Raw genomic sequence first — 16,314 nt, forward strand, 5'->3', positions numbered from 1 at the left:
GCACCGATTTTTTTTGTTAAAAACCCCGTACTGGTCATAATAAATTGTTTAGTAAAGCGCTAAAAAAACTGTTTAATATCAGAGAGCAGGTTGTTATTGAGCAACCAAAGAGCTTTAGTGGCTCCATGGAACACTTTCAATCCACACTCAGTGAGCCTAAGCCAATAAAAGCGCAGGCAGCAACAGATGTTGCTGATGTGACGATAGACCTTTCTGCATTGTTCTATAGCCTGTTATTCCCAAGCACCCAGCTAAATGGCACAGCAAACGAGCTTGAAAAAAGTGTATTTAGACGTGTTGAAGCCGCTCTCACATCACCCAAGGCAATTGCTGATCGGGTATTAAAATTGCCGACGCAAATAGCGGCATTAGACCAGCAGCTCGCCGATGAGAATAGCGATACTAAAGCACTGTTAGCCCTAATCGAGCGAGATCCTGTTTTGAGTGTTGAGGTATTAAAGCTATGTAACTCGCCACTGTTTAGACGCAGCGATAAAGAGATCACTAGTTTACAGCTGGCTTTAGTGCAGCTTGGACGTGAGCAGATGCGACGTTTTGTTACTACTGCGATGATGCGTAAAGTTATTGATATTAAACCTATTTATTTTCGTCGTTTCGGCAGTCAAGTATGGCGCCACTCTATGCAAGTGGCTTACTTGTCGAGTGAGCTTGCTCAAGAGGAAGCTGATAGTGCATTTTTATTAGGCTTATTGCATGACGTGGGTAAGATTGCGATTTTTAAGCTGTTATTAGAAGCATTTAAACAAGCAGAACCCGGTGAACAACCTTGCTCTAGTTTATTTCGGCAGGTAATGACAACCAAGTCTTTGAGTCTCAGCGCGCTACTGGCTCGCTATTGGGAGTTACCGTCATTATTTGAGGCAGAGCTCAGCCGTTTAGCTGTCATTGATTCTAAGCCTGCTGGTGGGCTTGCTGAGGTGGTTTGGCGCGCTAATCTTATCAGTGAATGCTCTATGCTATTTGAAGCGGGTAAGTTACAGCCGGAGCAATTAGAACGCTTGTTATTTGAAGCGAGCATAGACCGTGAAACGTTTGAGCAGCTGCATTTGAAACTTGTGCAGTTTTAAGTTTGTTCCTAAAAAGTCCCAATAAAAAACGCGCCAAAGGGCGCGTTTTTATTATTCAGCTACTCAGTGTTTACTGAAGGAGTGAAATATCAGCGGCATGTAAGAACTGCTCACGTAGGCTAGAAAGTAGCGCTAAGCGGTTATTCTTAAGTGCTTCGTCGTCAGCCATAACCATGACATCTTCGAAGAATGTATCAACACTCTCACGCAGGCTCGCAAGCAGTGCTAGCGCTTCTTGATAGTTAGCAGCCGCAAAAAGCGGTGCTAGCTGTGGCTGAAGCTCTGCAAGTTTAGCTGCAAGCGCCTTTTCAGCATTTTCGACAAGTAGTGTGTCATCGATAGCTGCTGGTAGTTCACCTTCAACTTTAGCCAAGATGTTTGATACACGCTTGTTGGCTGCTGCCAGTGCTGATGCTTGCTCTAGTGTTCTAAAGTGAGCAACGGCTTTAATGCGGCTTTCAAAATCAGCTGGTGCAGTAGGGCGACGAGCGAGTACCGCTAGAATAACGTCGACACTCACACCTTGATCTTGATACCAAGCACGGAAACGACCCATGAAGAACTCAAGTACTTGCTCTGCAACGTTTTCGTTAGTGAGGTTCTCGCCGTGTAGTTCTTGTGCTTTAGCAATTAAATCAACAAGATCTAGTGGCAAGTTGTTCTCTAAACAGATACGTAGCACACCAATTGCTGCGCGGCGCAGTGCAAATGGATCTGCAGCGCCTTTAGGCGCTTGGCCAATACCAAAAATACCCACTAGCGTGTCGAGCTTTTCTGCCAGTGCAACACAAATAGAGATAGGTGCTGTCGGTACGGTATCGCCAGAGAATTTCGGCTTATATTGCTCAGATAGAGCAACCGCAACGGCTTCAGTTTCACCGTTAAGGCGTGCGTAATGCATACCCATGGTGCCTTGAAGATCGGTAAACTCCATCACCATGTTAGTCATTAAGTCTGACTTAGACAGTAGACCCGCACGCGCAGCTTCTTCGCTGTTAGCATTAATGCTGCTAGCAATATAACCCGCTAAAGCAGATATACGTTCAACACGCTGTTTAATGGTGCCAAGCTGCTTTTGGAATACAACGGTTTCTAAGCTGGCAAGGCGTGCTTCAAGCGACTCTTTCTTATCAGTTTCAAAGAAGAACTCAGCATCGGCAAGACGTGGGCGAACCACTTTTTCGTTACCAGAAATAATCTGCTGTGGATCTTTTGACTCAATGTTAGTCACAAAGATAAAGTTTGGTAGCAACTGACCGGCATTATCAAATACAGGGAAGTATTTTTGATCGCCTTTCATGGTGTATACCAAGGCTTCTGCTGGTACGTCTAAGAACTTTTCTTCGAAGCTGGCCGTTAATACAACTGGCCACTCTACGAGAGAAGTCACTTCTTCTAGTAAGTCATCTTCAAGATCGGCTACGCCGCCAATCTTAGCTGCAGCAGCCTCAGCACCAGCTTTAATAATCGCTTTACGCGCTTCATAATCCGCTAATACTTTACCTTTCTCTTTAAGAGCAATAAGGTAGTTGTCAGCATGATCTAGCTCGAAGCTAGACTCACCCATAAAGCGGTGACCACGAATCACGCGATCAGATTTAATACCTAATAATTCACCATCAACCACTTCGCTACCTAGTAGCATAGTCACCGTATGGACCGGGCGGATAAATTGAGTCGTGTTGCTACCCCAGCGCATAGGCTTAGGAATAGGTAACTTATCTAAAGAGCGCTGCGCCATATCGGCAATCAGGCTTTTAGTTTCAACACCAACAACACGCGCTTGGTGCAGTAACCATTCACCTTTGTCAGTCTTAAGACGCTCAGCTTGCTCAACAGTAATACCGTTACCACGAGCCCAGCCCATAGCGGCTTTTGTTGGGTTACCGTCAGCATCAAAAGCTTGAGCAACAGCAGGGCCGCGCTTTTCAACAACTTTGTCTGCTTGTGCCTGTGCAAGTTGGTTGATGCTAATAGCTAGGCGACGCGGCGCTGCATGCCATACCGCAGACTCAAAGCTTAATTCTGCTTTAGCTAGCTCTTCGGTAAAGTTGGCTAAAAAAGATTCGGCTAGCTTACGCAGTGACTTTGGTGGTAACTCTTCTGTGCCTACTTCAATAAGTAAGTTTTCAAAATTCATCTGTTATTCCTCTACTTACACATTGGGAAGCCAAGCGCTTCACGGGCCTGATAGTAAGACTCAGCTACGCCTTTAGCCATGGTACGAACGCGTAAGATATAACGCTGGCGCTCAGTAACAGAGATAGCGTGGCGAGCATCTAGCAAGTTAAATGCATGAGAGGCTTTCATTACTTGCTCATAAGCAGGTAGTGGAAGTGGCTTTTCTAGCGTCAATAAACGCTCACAAGCTTGCTCACAGTCGTCGAACATCTTGAACAGTACTTCAACATTGGCATGTTCGAAGTTATAAGTTGATTGCTCAACCTCGTTCTGATGGAAAATATCGCCGTACATGATCTTGCCCATTGGGCCATCGGTCCATACAAGGTCGTAGACGCTGTCTACTTCTTGAATGTACATCGCTAGGCGCTCAAGACCGTAAGTAATTTCACCTGTTACGGGCTTACACTCTAGACCACCCACTTGCTGGAAGTAAGTAAATTGAGACACTTCCATGCCGTTCAGCCAAACTTCCCAACCTAGGCCCCAAGCACCAAGAGTCGGAGATTCCCAGTTATCTTCTACGAAGCGCACGTCATGAACATTCATATCAACACCAAGGGCTTCTAATGAGCCTAGGTATAGTTCTTGAATGTTACTTGGCGATGGCTTTAGTACTACTTGGAATTGGTAGTAGTGCTGAAGACGGTTAGGGTTTTCACCGTAACGGCCATCAGTCGGGCGACGACATGGCTGAACATAGGCACTGCTCATTGGCTCTGGGCCTAATGAACGTAAGAATGTCATCGGGTGGAATGTACCGGCTCCGACTTCCATATCTAATGGTTGAACGATTGCGCAACCTTGCTGCGCCCAGTATTCCTGCAGGGTCATAATGAAGCCCTGGAATGTTTTTACGTCGTGTTTCGTCGTCATATCCGCTTGTCTACTGCCTGGAAGCTTTAATAGAAAATGGTTTCGATTATACCTTGTAGAATAACGCTTATGTAGGTTATTTTTTATCTTACTGACGATAAATTTAGGATTAAGGTTATGGAAGTAACGCGTTGCGGTTGGGTTAGCGCTGAACCCATCTATCAAGAATACCACGACAAGGTATGGGGAAGGCCGGTTTTTGATAGTAGAGAGCTGTTTGAAAAGCTGTGTTTAGATGGTCAGCAAGCGGGTTTATCTTGGATTACTATTCTCAAGAAACAGCAAAATTATGAGGCGGCATTTGCCAATTTCGACCCTAAAATAATCGCAACATTCGATGCCAAAAAAGTCGAAGAGTTATTGCTTAATCCTGGAATTGTACGCAATCGTTTAAAGGTAAACTCGATCATCAGAAACGCAAAAGCCTACCTTGAATTTGTTGAACAGGGTAATGATTTCTCAGCATTTTTGTGGGGTTTTGTTGATGGTTCACCCAAGGTCAACCACTTTACATCTATGAGTGAATTGCCGGCACAAACTCCAGCATCTGAAGCCCTGTCTAAGGCATTAAAAAAGATGGGGTTCAACTTTGTCGGCCCGACAATTTGCTACGCCTTTATGCAGGCTGTGGGCATGGTCAATGACCACACTACGGACTGTTTTTGTTATAAAAAATAACACTCATATCTTAAACGTTTAAGGCTGTGTCATCAGAAGTTGTGATGGGTCTTCTGAGTGCAAATAGATAGCTTTAAACTCGACTTCACCCGTTGTACTTTCAGAGGTATTTACAAAGCTAATATTGCTATCAAACTCCTGTATCAATTTTTTGTTTTTTGCAGTCAATTCGTTAGTGATAAGAGACAGGGCGCAGATTCGTCCAGAACAGACAGTATGCTGTTCATAGATAGCTAAGTCTTTTAGGGCGATTAATTGCTGATTGAGTTTTTCTTGTCGATTAATCGCAAGCTCACTATTTGTGTTTGCGCTAGAAGTTTGCTCGATAAAATCTGCCATACCGACTGTTAATACATGGGTCAAGGCCGCGCCATCAAGAGTACCTTGTTCATTTACAAAGAATGCATTTATCGAAGCCTCATCGACGAGTTTGGTGTATTGATTGTTGAGGCTATCAGGCTGCTGTGTAGAAAGTTGTTGTTTTTGCGTGATTGCCTCTTGTTTCAATCGGTTGCTATCGGCATTTGTTTCCGGTTCTTTTTGGCTCTCTAGAGTTAATGTCTTTTCAGTCGTAAATTGTGGGGTTTGAGTTGTTGTATCTGCTGAGTTTATAAACTGTATTGTGACAATGATAGATAGTGCAGCGCTAACTATAGCTAAAGCAATTACTCTATATGTACTCATGTTTTTATTCCCTAATGTGTAAAGAGTTCCATTCCCTAAGTTTTAATATAATGTATTAGCTAAAGTTAATGAAGGCATTTGAATAAAGGATGTTCCACGTGGAACATCCTTTTTTATTGTTAGCTTTTGGGCTAATAATGCAATTTTTGAATCAAAAAATAATTTCCCTCAAATTTAAAAAACCACAGCTAAGTTACTCAGATTTTAAATTAAAAATTGAAATTTATTCTTCAAAAAAGAACGCTTCTCTCTGCTTACCTCTATTTTTCGAACCACCATTTAATTGGTCCATTGTTTCTGCATTAAACAGTTTACCGTTAACCATGGTGTAAGTTACTCGATCGGTTACGCGAATATCTTCTAGCGGATTACCATCGATAACGATTAAGTCGGCTAGCTTACCTTGCTTGATTGAACCAATTTGGTGATCCATTGCAAAGTGTTTCGCTGGGTTGATGGTGGCCGTTTTTAGAACCTCAAGATTACTCATCCCGCCTTGAGCAAACATCCACATCTCCCAATGAGCGGCCAAACCTTCACGTTGACCATGGGCACCGATATTCGCTTTGATGCCGACTTCATTTAACTCGTTAGCAACGCGAGCCACATTGAAGTGGTTGTAATGCTCATCGGGTGCAGTAGGGCGACGCATGGAGCGGGCGTCTAAAATATCCGACGGTACATACATAGAAAGACGTGGGTGAGCCCAAACATCTGTCTTATCGTACCAATAGTTCTCACCTGAAATTCCGCCATAAGCGACAACGAGTGTTGGCGTATAGCCCACATCGGTTTGTCCCCAGAATTGTTTTATATCGCTATAAACATTGGCTGCTGGTAGCGAGTGTTCAATACCTGTATGACCATCGGCGATCATGGTGAGGTTGTGTTGCAGCAAGCTTCCGCCTTCAGGTACAACCATCATCTCTAGCTCGCGTGCTGCAGCAATAACTTGTTGGCGTTGATTACGACGAGGCTGGTTATAACTCTTTACACTGAAAGCCCCGACTTTCTTGAGGCGCTCTAGGTGGAATTTTGCATCATCTAGCGAGTCGATGTGCGAAGTGTAACCGGGCGCATTAGCACCATATAAAATGGTACCGGTTGAGAATATACGCGGACCTGCAATATTACCGGCTTTCTGTTGCTCTGAAGCGGCAAAGATTTCGGTAGTATCATTTGATGGATCATGAATCGCCGTCACACCTAATGATAGGTTTGAATACAACTCCCAGTTTTGTTGAGGGATGATTTCATTTTCCCCTTGAGCACCGTGGGCGTGAGCATCGAATAAACCAGGCATCAGAGTTTTGCCTTTAATATCGATAACTTTAGCACCGTCTGGAATATCAATTACAGAGGCAGGGCCAACGCTAACAATATGGTTATCTTTGACGATAACCGTACCATTTTCGATGACTTGATCGTTTTCCATGGTGATGATGTTGCCGCCAACGAAGGCGATTGTTCCACGTGGAACATCGGCCTTTTGAGTGAAACCAAGATCGGTAATCGTTGGCTTAACTTTGTTATCTTCAGCCTGTTCATTATATTGAGTATCTACATTCACCTGATACAACTCAGGACCAAGGGTCCAATACAGTTGATCGCTGTCGTTGTTCCAACTAATACTTTCACCCGCACGAACACTTAACTGCTCAACAGGAAGGTTGCTCGCCTTGGGACCAATCTGAACTGTTTCGCCGTGTTTGGCAAAGGGGGTAACGAACACTTTAAAGCGTTCGGCAAAAGCTAACTGTTTACCATCAGGTGATACTCTAAACTCAGTTGCATGCTTACTGGTGTAATGCACGCGTTTCTCGAAACCGTTTAAGCCAATTGAAGCTAGCTGTGGTGTTTCACCGCTTTCCATAAAATAGACGCGGTCGTTATCGGCACCAAACTGTGGTTGGTATCCTTCGGCTGTAATCTTAGTATTGTTATCACCATCAATATCGACTTGGTAAAGGCCCGTTTCTTGAGACCAGGTGCGCGGGGTGATGTAACCGCCTTTGGCTTTACGGTAAACCACGGTCTCACCATCAGGAGAGAAGGTGGGTTCGACATATTTCCCCGGCTCTTCGGTGAGTACCTTTACGCGCTTATTACGTACGCTTGCTAGGCTCACTGTACCTTGCTCTTGGTCATCCCAAGTGGTGAAAACAACACTCTTGCCATCACGAGACCATTGTGGAAATAGTTCTCGCAGTTCACTATCGAGCTTAGTGAGTCGTGACATTTTGCCATCGGGTAAACTCTTAACCCAAATCTTACCTAGTGCTTCAAATGCCACCTTGCTTCCATCTGGTGATACTTGAACCATGCGCAGCATCTTCACATCGAACACATCTTTATCGAGATCCTGTTGGAAACGTACCGCTGGTTGAACTGCGCGCTCAGTTTTTACCGTAAATGGAATTTGCGCTACCGACTTAGACTCAACCTTAAGCTTGTTGATTTTACCCTTGGCCCAAAACACAATCTCTTCGTTATCGGCAGTCCAACTCATGGTTGGATATACCCCATGAATAGCCCAGGTTTCTTGCATGTCACGGTCTAAGTCGCCATATAGCTTTTCTGTTTCACCGGACTTAAGGTCGAGTAGATATAGTGAAGACTGAAAACCGTCACGCTTGATGTAAGCAAGCTTTTTACCATCTGGACTAGGTGTAGGCCTAATGGCACCGCCAGTGCCCTGGATAAGCACTTCGATATCACCTGTTTGAGTATCGTAACGCTTTATCTTATAGATGCCTTTTACTGAGTCTTTTGAATAGTGGAATGTCTTACCTGGTGTCGCATCTTGGCTAAAGTAGATGTAGCGACCATCTGGAGAGTAAGCGGGTTCACCTAAGTCTTTCTGTTCGTTAGGACGTTCTGTTAGTTTGACGCCATCACCACCTGCTACGTGATACATCCATACTTCACCTGCACCCAAGCTTCGACTTCCAGTAAAGTGCTTACGCGCGACGAGATATTGCCCATCAGGGCTCCAGGCAGGACTGTTTAATAAACGGAAGGTTTCTTTGGTTACTGGGCGAGGGTTGCTACCATCAGCTTCCATGATCCAGATATTGTCGCCACCATCTTCATCAGAGGTGAAGGCAATGTATTTACCGTCAGGGCTGTAAACTGGCTGCATCTGCCAAGCGATACCTTCAGCTAGTGGTGTTGCTTCACCACCTGCAATAGGCATTTGATAAATATCACCTAACAGATCAAACACCACATGTTTACCGTCAGGGCTAACACTAACGTTCATCCAGGTTCCTTCATTTACTTCAATCTTTACCTGCTCTAAGGGGGCATTCGCTGGTGCATTAACTTGCCAGGCTTGTTTCTCTTCTTCGGCAATTGTTGGAGTACTGAAGCTAAGGGCAATAGCTGCATATAGGGGGGTAAGCTTATTGTTTAACATGCTAATCCTATGATTCTTGTTATCGTTATAAAGGAGTGATTTCAGGTGTCTCTTCTTAATTGTTGGTGATAGTGCTTAACTGGACGTTAAATCGTGCAACAGTTATCGCACAATTTGCTTAACAGTAAAACAAAAAATCTGTTTCAATTAGTTAAGTTAATACAAGGAAGAAGCGGTCGAGTGTGTGGGGTGTTTGATTGGTTAAGTGTGCAATTGAATAAGGTGAGTATTGTAAGTTAATAGATTTAGATTGGTGGATAGGTGCTTGGCAATAGCTGTTATGAGCAGCTGGGTATTGCTCAGTTATAGCTAAGATAGGCGGCTATAATCATGGCTATATCAATGCAACGTTGTCAGCTATTTTGATATTAGAACCGATGATAACTCTGCAAGTTACGCCACCACGCCAATCTGGCAATAACGCTTTTTCGAGTCCAGGGTAGGCTTGTTCCATCTTCTTACAGGGATCCGTTTCGCCGGTGATCTCCAAAACAAGTTTGCCAATGACAAGTTGCTTACCGACATCTTGTGCAGAGAAACTTATGTCATTGATGAGTAAATTTGCACGGCGGGTAAACCAGGGAAGTTGTTTGTCAATTTCATTGCAAGCGAGCTGCCATTGCTGAATAGACATCACTGTAACTTGGCGATTACCTGGGCGACCAAAGATGTCGTTTTCAACACCTTTGGCTTGGGTGACCTCGGCTTGTTCGACCGTGATCATCGGTCCACGCTTTTCAGTTTTAAATGCAATACCAATTAATGATGCCATGATAATTCCTTTTATCTACTTTGTAAGTTAATGGCTAAAGACCTTTCTTTATCAGATATTGATAAGGTGTCGCATCTGTTTGGCTAGCGATTAATGTGTGATCCATAAACTCGCAAAAACTTGGGATATCACGGGTCGTTGCAGGATCATCTGCAATAATAAGTAAAGTCTCGCCCTCATTCATGCGTCTTACTGATTTACGCACCATCATTACCGGTTCAGGGCATCTTAGGCCTAAAGCATCGAGTTGATGTTGTGCGGCATTAAATAGTTCGTTCATATTTCCTCGGCTGAACGATTAAACATAAGTGGCTAATATTACTCCAGCGTCTTGGTTTATCCAAGCGTCTAGCGTTAATTTGTGAGCTCAGGGCTATTCATTGGTTGCAATGTTCCACGTGGAACATTGCAAATTAAAACGAGCCATTTAGGCAGTGATAGGGGCAAACTGCGCTTTTAGCAGCTGCTTGATATCTTCAGGTGCTAATTCGATATCTAGCCCTCGACGACCACCGCTAACAAACATCTTATCGAGCGAAGCTGCAGACTCATCGATTATGGTTATCAGCTGTCTTTTCTGCCCAAGAGGACTGACACCACCAAGTACATAGCCAGAACTGCGCTGCACTTCCACGCCTTCAGCCATTACAGCCTTCTTAGCTTTTGTGGCTTTAGCTATAGCCTTCATGCTGAGCTTTTCCGCAACAGGAATTATCGCCACAGCCAGCTGCTTTGCATCTAGCTTAACGACCAAGGTTTTAAATACTAATTCGGGAGACACTCCAATTTTTTCGGCGGCTTCTAAGCCATAAGCGTGGCAAGCTGGATCGTGTTGATACTCGTGAACTTGATGGGCTATTTTGTGTTTTACCAATAAGTCGATAGCGGGGGTCATTTGTTTACCTAATTGGCGTGCGATTGTGTTTTTTTAAATTAAAGTAATTTTTCCATAACCAGCACCTTAATACCGTGATAAATCACTTGTTCTACAGGTTGCCAGCCGAGCGAAGCATATAGACCGCCTGATAACTCTTCTGTCTGTAAGTTGATGCTATTAACTCCCAATGTTTTGGCCTTGGCGATAACGGCATTAATTAATACTTGAGCCACACCTTTACCTCTATATTTTGCATCGACATAAACACCCCCGAGCCAATGCTCACGTTCGGGGTAGATGTCCATTTCATGAAAACGTAGCTGGGCAGCACCAATTAGCTTCTGTTTTTCCTGTGCGATAATGATCAGTGGCAACTTGTCGCTGTTAAGATAATCAGTGAGCTTTTGTTCAAGTTCCACTGTACTGCGTCCTTCACCAATATAGCCCCATTCATCGCTATACCATTTAGCTATTTGTACAATAGCTTCAGGCTTTTCAGAGAGTAAAAGTTGTTGCATTTGCTCGTGTTCTCCAAATCGTTGTTGAGTACATTACTTTAACAAGTGCTAATTTTTTCCAACCTAAAATTTAGCCCTATATAGTGGTTTATTATTTTGCCAATGAGCCAATATACACCGTTGCTAACGTGATTGAAGCCACTATATGAGAGTATTATCTGTTTTTTTGTAAATTAGACTTTTTACTTAACTTTGTCTAAGTTGTTGTGATACATTAACTTTATTGTTAAAGAGGTGCTCCTCTTGTATATTGATTCAAGGATGAATAGATCGACATGGATAATGTTGAGAAGCCTGCCAAGGTGAGTTTCTGGAGTAAGCTGCAAAGTGTTGCTCTGACAGTTGTTGCGGTAATGTTGTCGTTAGGGCAGTGGAATGACACTAAAGATGCTGTTAGTAGTGCCTATGAGTCATTTGTCGCAAACTGGACAAATGACATAGAGTACAAGCATCTTTCTACTCTGCACGTCGGGCAAACTGAAGCTTACATTACCAGTATTTTTGGTAACCCACATGTGTCCAAAATATCTAAATCTGACTCCGAAATTGTCTACTTTTACTATGGAAATAAAAAATACCAACTCACTTTAGCCATAAAAGATAAGCGTTTATCAGGCTACGCAGTTGTCGGCTTGAGTCCTGATTTCCAAATCTCGGTACCTTATACAACGCAAACATTACTATCGACTCCGCTAGAACACTATTTTTCTCAAACAGATCGTTACTTCTCTGATGCAAACAATATCGAGTATTACGCTGAGTCCCACGATTTAGGTAAAAAAGCGATGTTCTACAACCTCATTCTCGGGGCTGTAAATTATGGCAACTTTAGCACTAGTGATCGTAGCTCTGTAAAGCAGTTAAATGCTGACTTAGATCGTGGCATTGAAGATGTAAGCACTGCATTAGCCACAAGTAGAAAGCTTACTCCAAACTATTTTGCTGTTACTGAGCTTGCGCCCAAAGTTATGGTTGAAGGGCTATTAACTCACTTTGAATATAAGACACTTTTAAAAATAGATTAACATCAAGGATGAAAAATGAATCTAAAACTAAGCGCTATATTTTTAGGGCTAACCTTAGTTGCTGCCTGCCAATCAACAAGTAAGGCTCCTAATTGGTATTTGAATCCAGTAACGACAAATAGTGCATCACTCGTTGCTGTTGGTGAGGCTGCATCACTTGATAAAGCTAAACAAAAGGCAATGAGTGCCCTTAACCAGCAGCTTTGGACCGAAGTAAAATCGAAAGGTCTAAGTCGTAATATTGCAAACGACATTAATGGTCAGGAGCATTACCAGCAGCTAAATGACTTTAGCGTGAATACCAAGACATCAGCAGTCGTACTCAATGGCGTTGTTTTCTCAAAGGCTCAACAAGTGGGCAGTACGTTTTATGTTGAGGCAGTGGTTGATAAGGCAAAAATTAACAGCCAACTGCTTGCTGACATTGAAAGCTACAATCAACAAGCGCAGTTTGAACTCGATAGCTTGCCACAGATGGATCCTCTCGTGTGGTGGTTGAAAAATGTTGATGTGAGTTCGCTTGAGCGCAGCATGGCAAGCCGCTTATCTATGTTGGCAGCCTTATCAGCTGTAGAAAATACCCCTCAAAACCTAATTCCGCAGTTAAAAACAAAAGTGGCACAAGTACATTCGGGTATCAAGGTAGCGATTGCGGCTAAGCCAAATGATCAACGGATGAAAAAATCAGTTACGGCTCATTTTACTGAATTCAATATCCAGGTTGTAGACGGCTCATCAAGCAACTTTAGTCATCAACTTATTCTAGATACCGATTGGCGCAAGAACTACATTTCAGATATGTATATTTCAACCGTCCAAGTTAACTTAATACTTAAAAATCAGAGTGGTAGCACTTTGGCTAGTAATGAAATTATAGCCAATGCTAATTCTGTAACCAGTTATGAGCGTGCCAATGAAGGTGCCTCTCGCCGTTTTTCTGCCGAGTTAAAAGAGCAGGACTTTTGGAAAGCTTTAGGGCTTTAGTAAAATTTATATAATTGAATAGGGATATCAATATGTTTAAAAAAGCTTTTGTTGCATTAGCCGTGTTAACCGCAGTAACTGGTTGTAAGTCAACTGGCCCTAATGTTTGTTCTGCATCAACTCGAGTAGAGCTACCCGTAAGTGATCATGTGGTTAAAGGCACTGCGAGTACCAAGGTCATTATCTTTGAGCCAGATCTAAAAGTTGATACGACGACAGCAAAAAATATTACTGCATCTTTTCATCAATCTCTCACTAAGCAGATAGATAAGACGGGATCAAAAATCGTTGATCGGAGTTTAGCTAAGAAATTGAAATCGGAACTACAAATAGCTGAAGCGAGCGGTAAATATAGCTCTGAGGGCGTTCCGGTAGCGGATTTTGCTATCTTTACTGATATTGGCGTTGCTAACTTTTCTCGGGAATTTAAAGCTGCTCATGAAGCCTATGATCCAATTAAGGATAAACGCGTTAGAGTTGCAGCCTCGTGCAATTTCAAAGCAACGATTGAGGCGAGTACCAGAGCCGTCTCATTGCCTGATATGTTGACGTTAGATCAAATCCAATTCGAGGGAGACAGTGATTTCTCATTTGATACAAGTAATTCACGCTGTCCAATTTCTAAAGATCAAATGAGCAGTATGATCGCCGAAGCAGCTAAATATGCGGTTACTCGTAATGATGATTTGAAGAATTTATTGGCGCCAAGAGCAGGAGTTGTAGAGATGCGCCAATGTGATGCGGGTACTATGGTGCGTATCGATATGGGTAGTCGCCATGGGGTAGAACCTGAGTGGGAAGTTGATTTCATCACTCATGAGAAAGTCACTAACTATGCCGGTGAAATCGAAATCGAAACCAGCGGCTATGGCGAAGGTGAGGTCATTAACAATGCTGAGCATGGTATTAAACCGAACCATTCTTGGGTTATTATCGATAACGATATGGCTGGAAAAGTAAAGAGTGGCGACACTGTTAAAGTGAAGTTCAAAGATGCATGTAATGATATGTCTATTTTCGCTAGTTTATGCCATAAAACATCTGAAACAATGTCAAAAACATTCAGCTTTTAAAGGATTAAAATGAAAAAAGTATTAATTTCAGCAGCCGTTTTGGCAATGCTAGGCGGTTGTTCAAGTAATGATACTGTACAGAACGTGCAGCAGAACGACTGTTTTTACCCAGATGCTCCAACTGTTAGCGCGCCTCGTTGGGTGTGTGATGTTATGCCTGAAGGTATAGAAATGGGAGCGGTTGGATACGCCAAGAAGAGTGTGGCTGGATTGAGCATTATGCGAGATGTTGCTACCAATGATGCCCGAGCTAGATTGGCGCAGCAGTTTGAATCAAACGTTAATACCCTGTTCAAGCAAGCAACTAAAGCTAATGTAATCTCGACCACTGAAAGTGTGTCTGAAGAGGTTAATGAGTATTTTGAATCAGTCACTAAAAACGTAACGAGCCGTACTTTGTCTAATAGTCGAGTGATCGTTACTCAACGTAGCCCTGGTGGTGGACTATATACGTTAGTGGGCATGGACAACGTCACCTACGACGAAAACCTAGCAAAAGTGGTTGCCGCAGCGGGTAAGAAAGATCCTGAATTGTGGAATAAGTTTAACAACAAGAAAGCCGCTGAAGAGCTAGATGCGGTGCTTTCTACGTTACAAAAACTTTAATCTGACCTAGTTATAAGAAGGAAGCACTTTGCTTCCTTCTTGCTTTATGTAGGTCTTAATACGTTTCAGGCTGTGATGAAAGGATTCAAGAATGAAAACTCGTTTAACAGGTTTAATGACTTGCTTAATGCTGAGTGTGCCGTCGGTTTTTGCTGCCGATCGCTTTGCAGAGATTGATGCTGAAATAGATAAAGCTGGTTTCACTCAAGAACAAAAGGATAAGGAATATCAGGATTTTGTTTTTGCTTATATGGCTGAATATGAGAACTGGCGAGTTGAATACCTTAGAGAGTTCGATCAGTACAGAGCGGAAATCATCAAGAAGTGGGGCGTTGGTGATGTATCTGAGCGGCATAAGAGTGTTGAGTACTCCGCGGATCAAAATGTAAAGTCGATCATCGATTATGATAGCAATGAAATCTCCGTTTCTATTTTAGTTGATAGCAATACTACCGATGAAGAGGCGAAAGCTGAACTCAAGAAACAAGTGCAAGTATTAGCTGCAACTCCAGACTCCAATGTATCTAAAGTCATTATAGCGCTTGAACCAAAAGCTGTTGCTGCTGTTGAGGTTATTCTTGTAGCATTCTCTGCTGAAAATGAGAAACAGGCTAAACAAGTCATCATAGAGCAAACAAAAGCACAATTAGTCGAGATAGATAAAGAGTCGGATAAGGTACAGTTAACTAAAGCTGATAGTTTATCTATAGACATGATTGAGCAAGTCACTATTCAGAAAAAGAAAAAGTTACTTGCTGTAGCCAAAGAGCGATTAATTGCCATTGCTGACGATTACGATAAACAGCGTGCAGAAAAGGCCGAGACATTAACGGCAAAGAAGATTGTTGAATACAAGGTTGCTTTGCCTAAGAATGGTTTAAGTGCTCGGGCCAATGCCGTGGTTGATTTTGCTCAGGTCGAAGGCGAAAAGTGGCAAGTGCCATCAGCTTTAATTATGGCGGTTATTCATTCTGAATCAAGCTTTGACCCTAAAGCAACATCGCCTATTCCTGCATACGGTTTGATGCAAATCGTACCTACAACCGCGGGTTATGACGTTAATCAGATAGTTAGAAAAATTAGTGAGCCTATGACATCAGGTGATCTTTATACGCCAGATATTAACGTTGAAACAGGTGCGGCTTATCTTAATATCCTCAATAAGCGCTATTTGAAGTCGATAGAGAATGACGAGAGCCGTCTTTACTGCGTGATTGCTGCATACAACACAGGTGCAGGTAACGTGGCTAAAGCGTTTAACGCTGACGGCGCACGTAACATACGTAAAGCGTCGAAGATCATTAATCAAATGAGTCCTGATGAAGTTTATCAGCACTTGCTGGTTAACCTGCCTTATGACGAAACTAAGCACTACCTTAAAAAGGTCAGTAGTCGAATCGAGCTATACCAAGATAAGCTTTAACTTATTTTTAGCATTAAAAAAGCCAGCTGATGCTGTAATGCCGTTCACTTAAGGTGAACGGCATTTTTATTTTTGGCATACCGTTGAGGCCTTGGTTTTACTGTTCTGGGG

15 protein-coding genes are annotated in these 16,314 nt (G+C 42.9%); 7 read left to right on the forward strand and 8 right to left on the reverse strand.

What is annotated here, in order from left to right:
- Positions 1 to 44: 44 nt before the first annotated feature.
- Positions 45 to 1,088, forward strand: a complete 1,044-nt coding sequence (locus tag ACVBIO_RS12970) for an HDOD domain-containing protein (RefSeq protein ID WP_447172771.1) — start codon at positions 45 to 47, stop codon at positions 1,086 to 1,088.
- A 70-nt stretch (positions 1,089 to 1,158) separates the two neighbouring features.
- Here the strand turns inward: ACVBIO_RS12970 and glyS are convergent, their stop codons facing one another.
- On the reverse strand, positions 1,159 to 3,228 hold the full coding sequence (gene glyS / locus ACVBIO_RS12975; RefSeq protein ID WP_447161642.1) for a glycine--tRNA ligase subunit beta: 2,070 nt from the start codon (positions 3,226 to 3,228) through the stop codon (positions 1,159 to 1,161).
- Positions 3,229 to 3,239: 11 nt separating this feature from the next.
- Positions 3,240 to 4,145, reverse strand: coding sequence for a glycine--tRNA ligase subunit alpha (gene glyQ, locus ACVBIO_RS12980; RefSeq protein ID WP_447161643.1), 906 nt, complete (start codon positions 4,143 to 4,145; stop codon positions 3,240 to 3,242).
- A 117-nt stretch (positions 4,146 to 4,262) separates the two neighbouring features.
- On the opposite strand from glyQ, the gene ACVBIO_RS12985 reads away from it, so the two are divergent.
- Positions 4,263 to 4,823 carry a DNA-3-methyladenine glycosylase I gene (locus ACVBIO_RS12985; protein ID WP_447164289.1) on the forward strand — a complete coding sequence of 187 codons (561 nt, stop codon included), beginning with the start codon at positions 4,263 to 4,265 and terminating at the stop codon, positions 4,821 to 4,823.
- Between the two features lie 18 nt (positions 4,824 to 4,841).
- Here the strand turns inward: ACVBIO_RS12985 and ACVBIO_RS12990 are convergent, their stop codons facing one another.
- The 6 genes from ACVBIO_RS12990 to ACVBIO_RS13015 form a co-directional block, all read right to left on the reverse strand.
- Positions 4,842 to 5,507 (reverse strand): hypothetical protein, encoded by a 666-nt coding sequence (locus tag ACVBIO_RS12990; RefSeq protein ID WP_447161645.1) that lies wholly within the window; start codon positions 5,505 to 5,507, stop codon positions 4,842 to 4,844.
- 223 nt (positions 5,508 to 5,730) lie between these two features.
- Positions 5,731 to 8,925, reverse strand: coding sequence for an amidohydrolase family protein (locus ACVBIO_RS12995; RefSeq protein ID WP_447164288.1), 3,195 nt, complete (start codon positions 8,923 to 8,925; stop codon positions 5,731 to 5,733).
- A gap of 334 nt (positions 8,926 to 9,259) precedes the next feature.
- Entirely contained in the window at positions 9,260 to 9,697 is a 438-nt protein-coding gene (locus ACVBIO_RS13000) for an MOSC domain-containing protein (protein WP_447161647.1), read from the reverse strand.
- Between the two features lie 34 nt (positions 9,698 to 9,731).
- Positions 9,732 to 9,977 carry a sulfurtransferase TusA gene (gene tusA, locus ACVBIO_RS13005; RefSeq protein WP_447172772.1) on the reverse strand — a complete coding sequence of 82 codons (246 nt, stop codon included), beginning with the start codon at positions 9,975 to 9,977 and terminating at the stop codon, positions 9,732 to 9,734.
- 147 nt (positions 9,978 to 10,124) lie between these two features.
- On the reverse strand, positions 10,125 to 10,592 hold the full coding sequence (gene ybaK / locus ACVBIO_RS13010; protein ID WP_447172773.1) for a Cys-tRNA(Pro) deacylase: 468 nt from the start codon (positions 10,590 to 10,592) through the stop codon (positions 10,125 to 10,127).
- A 38-nt stretch (positions 10,593 to 10,630) separates the two neighbouring features.
- Positions 10,631 to 11,092, reverse strand: coding sequence for a GNAT family N-acetyltransferase (locus tag ACVBIO_RS13015; RefSeq protein WP_447172774.1), 462 nt, complete (start codon positions 11,090 to 11,092; stop codon positions 10,631 to 10,633).
- Positions 11,093 to 11,367: 275 nt separating this feature from the next.
- Between ACVBIO_RS13015 and ACVBIO_RS13020 the strand changes: the two genes are divergently transcribed.
- The 5 genes from ACVBIO_RS13020 (at position 11,368) to ACVBIO_RS13040 (ending at position 16,203) form a co-directional block, all read left to right on the forward strand.
- Positions 11,368 to 12,117 carry an ETEC_3214 domain-containing protein gene (locus ACVBIO_RS13020; RefSeq protein ID WP_447172775.1) on the forward strand — a complete coding sequence of 250 codons (750 nt, stop codon included), beginning with the start codon at positions 11,368 to 11,370 and terminating at the stop codon, positions 12,115 to 12,117.
- Positions 12,118 to 12,132: 15 nt separating this feature from the next.
- The gene (locus tag ACVBIO_RS13025) at positions 12,133 to 13,101 is read left to right on the forward strand and encodes an LPP20 family lipoprotein (protein WP_447172776.1); all 969 of its coding nucleotides are present in this window, start codon (positions 12,133 to 12,135) and stop codon (positions 13,099 to 13,101) included.
- 32 nt (positions 13,102 to 13,133) lie between these two features.
- Positions 13,134 to 14,174 carry a hypothetical protein gene (locus tag ACVBIO_RS13030; RefSeq protein WP_447172777.1) on the forward strand — a complete coding sequence of 347 codons (1,041 nt, stop codon included), beginning with the start codon at positions 13,134 to 13,136 and terminating at the stop codon, positions 14,172 to 14,174.
- Between the two features lie 9 nt (positions 14,175 to 14,183).
- Positions 14,184 to 14,780, forward strand: coding sequence for an LPP20 family lipoprotein (locus ACVBIO_RS13035; protein WP_447172778.1), 597 nt, complete (start codon positions 14,184 to 14,186; stop codon positions 14,778 to 14,780).
- A 91-nt stretch (positions 14,781 to 14,871) separates the two neighbouring features.
- Entirely contained in the window at positions 14,872 to 16,203 is a 1,332-nt protein-coding gene (locus ACVBIO_RS13040; protein ID WP_447172779.1) for a transglycosylase SLT domain-containing protein, read from the forward strand.
- The last annotated feature ends 111 nt before the right edge of the window (positions 16,204 to 16,314 follow it).

Source organism: Shewanella sp. 0m-8, from assembly GCF_052977265.1.

Excerpts from the sequence above, each read along its gene's own strand:
- ACVBIO_RS13035 (WP_447172778.1), top strand. The coding sequence starts at position 14,184 with ATGAAAAAAGTATTAATTTCAGCAGCCGTTTTGGCAATGCTAGGCGGT.
- glyQ (WP_447161643.1), bottom strand. The coding sequence starts at position 4,145 with ATGACGACGAAACACGACGTAAAAACATTCCAGGGCTTCATTATGACC.
- tusA (WP_447172772.1), bottom strand. The coding sequence starts at position 9,977 with ATGAACGAACTATTTAATGCCGCACAACATCAACTCGATGCTTTAGGC.
- ACVBIO_RS13040 (WP_447172779.1), top strand. The coding sequence starts at position 14,872 with ATGAAAACTCGTTTAACAGGTTTAATGACTTGCTTAATGCTGAGTGTG.
- ACVBIO_RS12995 (WP_447164288.1), bottom strand. The coding sequence starts at position 8,925 with ATGTTAAACAATAAGCTTACCCCCCTATATGCAGCTATTGCCCTTAGC.
- ACVBIO_RS12990 (WP_447161645.1), bottom strand. The coding sequence starts at position 5,507 with ATGAGTACATATAGAGTAATTGCTTTAGCTATAGTTAGCGCTGCACTA.
- ACVBIO_RS13000 (WP_447161647.1), bottom strand. The coding sequence starts at position 9,697 with ATGGCATCATTAATTGGTATTGCATTTAAAACTGAAAAGCGTGGACCG.
- ACVBIO_RS12985 (WP_447164289.1), top strand. The coding sequence starts at position 4,263 with ATGGAAGTAACGCGTTGCGGTTGGGTTAGCGCTGAACCCATCTATCAA.
- ybaK (WP_447172773.1), bottom strand. The coding sequence starts at position 10,592 with ATGACCCCCGCTATCGACTTATTGGTAAAACACAAAATAGCCCATCAA.
- ACVBIO_RS13025 (WP_447172776.1), top strand. The coding sequence starts at position 12,133 with ATGAATCTAAAACTAAGCGCTATATTTTTAGGGCTAACCTTAGTTGCT.
- ACVBIO_RS13020 (WP_447172775.1), top strand. The coding sequence starts at position 11,368 with ATGGATAATGTTGAGAAGCCTGCCAAGGTGAGTTTCTGGAGTAAGCTG.
- glyS (WP_447161642.1), bottom strand. The coding sequence starts at position 3,228 with ATGAATTTTGAAAACTTACTTATTGAAGTAGGCACAGAAGAGTTACCA.
- ACVBIO_RS13015 (WP_447172774.1), bottom strand. The coding sequence starts at position 11,092 with ATGCAACAACTTTTACTCTCTGAAAAGCCTGAAGCTATTGTACAAATA.
- ACVBIO_RS13030 (WP_447172777.1), top strand. The coding sequence starts at position 13,134 with ATGTTTAAAAAAGCTTTTGTTGCATTAGCCGTGTTAACCGCAGTAACT.